Origin of the sequence: Kitasatospora sp. NPDC094016, assembly GCF_040304045.1 — a bacterium.
In the GTDB taxonomy this organism is placed as follows: Bacteria; Actinomycetota; Actinomycetes; order Streptomycetales; family Streptomycetaceae; genus Kitasatospora.
On sequence record NZ_JBEOUK010000096.1, the window covers coordinates 1 to 3,835 of the forward strand.

The 3,835-nt window shown below is 76.0% G+C and carries 1 protein-coding gene; it reads right to left on the reverse strand.

Features of this window, described 5'->3' with window-relative positions; translation table 11 throughout:
- The coding region (locus ABT015_RS37800) for a condensation domain-containing protein (RefSeq protein WP_350887859.1) at nucleotides 1-3,835 on the reverse strand (3,835 nt) is incomplete at both ends.

Here is a 3,835-nt window from a genome sequence, read left to right on the forward strand (position 1 = left end):
TACCCGGCGCCGACCAGCAGGTGGCGGGCGCCGCCGTCCTCCAGCAGCCCGGTGTTGCGGGCGGCGGGGGCGGCCGGGTCGAGCGGCAGGTAGGCGCCACCGGCGCCGATCACGCCCAGCACGCCGGTGATGAACGGGACGCCGGGCTCGGCGAGCATCGCGACCACCGAGCCGGTGGTGACCCCGGCCTCGGCGAGGCCCGCGGACAGGCCGCCGGCCGCCTCGACCAGCTCCTGGTAGGTCAGCGAGCCGGCGCCGTCGGTGACGGCGGTCGCCTCGGGGGTGCGGGCGGCGACGGCGCGCACCCGCTCGACGACGCCGAGGCTCTCCTCGGGGATCGACGGGTCCCAGGCGCCGAGCAGTCCGCCCAGCTCGCCGGGGGTGCCGGTGCCGGTGAGGTCCGCCGGGCCGGTCACGTCGACCTGGGCGAGAGGCAGTCCGGGGCGCTCGGCGACGGTCCGCAGCAGGTGCTGGAAGATCGCCGAGACCCGCTCGACCTCGGCCCGGCCGAACAGGCCGGGGTTGTAGTCCAGCCGCAGGTGCAGGCTGTCGCCGGGGTGGACCACCAGGCTCAGCGGGTGGTGCCGGGCGTCCAGGGCCTCGGTGCGGACGATGCGCGGGCCGTCGGCGACGCCGGTGTCGAGGCCGTTCTCGTCCAGCGGGAAGTTCTCGAACAGCACCACGGTGTCGAAGACCTCGCCGGACAGCCCGGCGGCCTGGTGGATCGCGGCGAGCCCGAGGTGCTCGTGCGGGAGCAGCGCGGTCTGCTGGTCCTGGAGGGCGTGCAGCAGTTCGGCGAGGGTGGCGTCGGGGCGCAGCCGGGCCCGGACCGGCACGGTGGTGAGGAACATGCCGATCATCGACTCGACGTCCGGGACCTCGGCCGGGCGGCCGGAGGTGACGGCGCCGAACACCACGTCCTGGCGGCCGGTGAGCCGCCCGAGCAGCAGCGCCCAGCAGCCCTGCACCACGGTGTTGACGGTCAGGCCCTGGGTGCGGGCCCAGCCGGCGAGTGCGGCGGTCAGCTCGCGCGGCACCTCGGCGAGCACCGCGTCGGGCAGCACCGGGAGGCGGCTCGGGTCGGCGGGGACGAGCAGGGTGGGCTCGTCGACGTCGGCCAGCACCTCGTGCCAGGCGGCCCGGGCGGCCGTGCGGTCCTGCGCGGTCAGCCAGGCCAGGTACGAGCGGTACGGCGCCGGGTCGGGCAGCAGCGCGACGTCCGCGCCGGGCGCGCAGAGCGCGAACAGCTCGCGGACGAGCAGCGGCATCGACCAGCCGTCGACCAGGATGTGGTGGCTGGTCCAGATGAACCGGTGCCGGCCCTCGCCGTGGGTGACGAGCGCGAAGCGCAGCAGCGGCGGAGCGGCGAGGTCGAAGCGGCGGGTGCGCTCGGCCTCGGTGATGCGGCTCAGCTCGGCGGCCCGGGCGGGCTCCGGCAGGTCGGTCAGGTCGGCGTCCAGCCAGGGCAGTTCGGCGTGCTGGGCGATGACCTGGACGGGCTCTCCGGTGGCCCGGGCGCGGAAGGCGGCGCGCAGGTTCGGGTGCCGGTCGAGCAGGGCCTGCCCGGCGGCGCGCAGGGCGTCGGCGTCGAGGTCGCCCTCGATGTCGGCGACGATCTGCAGGGTGTAGACGTCGACCGCGTCCGCGCCGCCCCCGGCGGCGGTGTCGTAGTCGGCGTGGAAGAGCATGCCCTGCTGGAGCGGGGTGAGCGGCAGGACGTCGGCGAGGGCCGTGCCGGCCTCGGCGAGTTCGGCCTCGTACTCCTCGATCTCGTCCTGGGCCAGGGTGACCAGCGGCAGGTCGGAGGGGGTGCGGCCGCCCGCACCGGGGGTGGTGGCGTGCCGGGCGAGCAGTTCGAGGGCGCGGAACCAGGTGGCCGCGACGTCCTGGGCGTCCTCCTCGGCGACGGTCCGGCCGGCCCAGGACCAGTTGGCGATCAGGTGCGGGCCGTCGTGCCGGTCCTCGGTGGCCGGGGTGACGTCGAGCAGGTGCGGCAGCGGCATGCCGGGGTGGGCGCCGGTGCCGACCACGCCGTCGCCGCCGGCCGGCTCCCAGAGGCGGGCCTCGCGGGCGTCGAAGCGGCCCATGTAGTTGAAGCCGATCTGCGGCTTGTGGTGGCCGGCCAGGGCGCGGGCGGCGTGCGGGTTGAGGTAGCGCAGCAGGCCGTAGCCGACGCCGCGGTCGGGCAGCGCGCGCAGCTGCTCCTTGATCCGCTTGAGGGCGGCGGCGAGGGCGGGGCCGCCGGCCCAGAGCTCGTCCCAGTCGAGCGTGCCGGGGTCGAGGCGCATCGGGAAGGCGCTGGTGAACCAGCCGACGGTGCGGGACAGGTCGAGGCCGTCGCCGAGCTGCTCGCGGCCGTGGCCCTCCAGCTCGATCAGGGTCTGGGCGTAGTCGGCGCGGCCGTGCCGGCGGCGCCAGTCGGCGACGGCGAGGGCGAGGCCGGTCAGCAGGACGTCGTTGACCTCGGCGTGGAAGGCCGCCGGGACGTCGGTGAGCAGCGGGCCGGTGACCTCGGGGCCGAGCTCCAGGCGCAGGGTGCGCTGGGTGCCGTAGACGTCCGTCTCGGGGTCGAGCCGGTGGGTGCCGACCAGCGGGTCGGGGCCGGTCAGGATCGACTGCCAGAGGGCGAGTTCGGGGCCGCGGACCTGGGTGCGGGCCTGTGCGGCGAGCAGCTGGGACCAGGCGCGGTAGGAGGTGCCGACCGGGTCGAGGGCGGGGGCGCGGCCGGCCGCCAGCGCCTCGCAGGCGGCGGCGAGGTCGGGCAGCAGGATCCGCCAGGACACGCCGTCGATGACCAGGTGGTGGGCGGAGAGCACCAGCAGGGCGGTGTCGGCGCCGGGGGCCGCGCCGATCAGCACGGCCTGGATCATCACGGCGGCGGCGGGGTCGAGCCGGGCGCGGGCGGCGGCGGCCTGCCGCTCGGCGAAGCCGAGGGCGTCCTGGTCGTCGGTGCCGTTGCCGGTGCCGTGCTCGGCGGTGGCGACCAGGCGGACGCCGGCGAGCGCGCCGGGGGCCAGTGCCTCCAGGTGCCACAGGCCGGGGGCGGGTTCGGTGGCCCGGGTGCGCAGCGCGTCGTGGTGGTCGACCAGGGTGTGCAGGGCCGCGTCGAGCAGTTCGGCGTCCAGGGCGGCGGGGACCCGGACGACCACGTGCTGGCTGTACTTGACGACCGGGCCGGTGAGGCTGGTGGTGTCGTCGTGCAACTGGCCCATGATCGGGGTGAGTTCGTACGGGCCGGTGCCGCCCGCGTCCTCGGCGGGCGCGGTCGCCGCCGTGGGGTCGGTGCCGCCCGCGATCCGGGCGAGGGCGGCGGCGGTCTTGTGGGTGAAGATGTCGCGGGTGGTGAGGGTGAGTCCGGCCTTGTGGGCGCGGCTGACGACCTGGATGGAGCGGATGCTGTCGCCGCCGAGGGCGAAGAAGTCCTCGTCGATGCCGACCCGGCCGGTGCCGAGGACCTCGGCGAGGATGTCGCAGAGGACCCGCTCGCGCTCGGTGCGGGGGCCGCGCAGGGTGTCCTGCTCGGCGAGGGCGGGCTTGGGCAGGGCCTTGCGGTCGAGCTTGCCGTTGGGGGTGAGCGGCATGGCGTCGAGGACGAGCCAGGACGCCGGGATCATGTAGCCGGGCAGCAGTTGGGAGAGTTCGGCCCGGACCTGCGCGGGGTCGACGTCGGGGCCGGTGAGGTAGCCGATGAGGCGGGGGTTGCCGGAGGCGTCGGGGAGGACGGCGACGGCGGTGTCGGTGACGGTGTCGAGGGAGCGGATGACGGCTTCGATCTCGCCGGTCTCGACGCGGCGGCCGCGGATCTTGACCTGGTGGTCGCGGCGTTCGATGAACT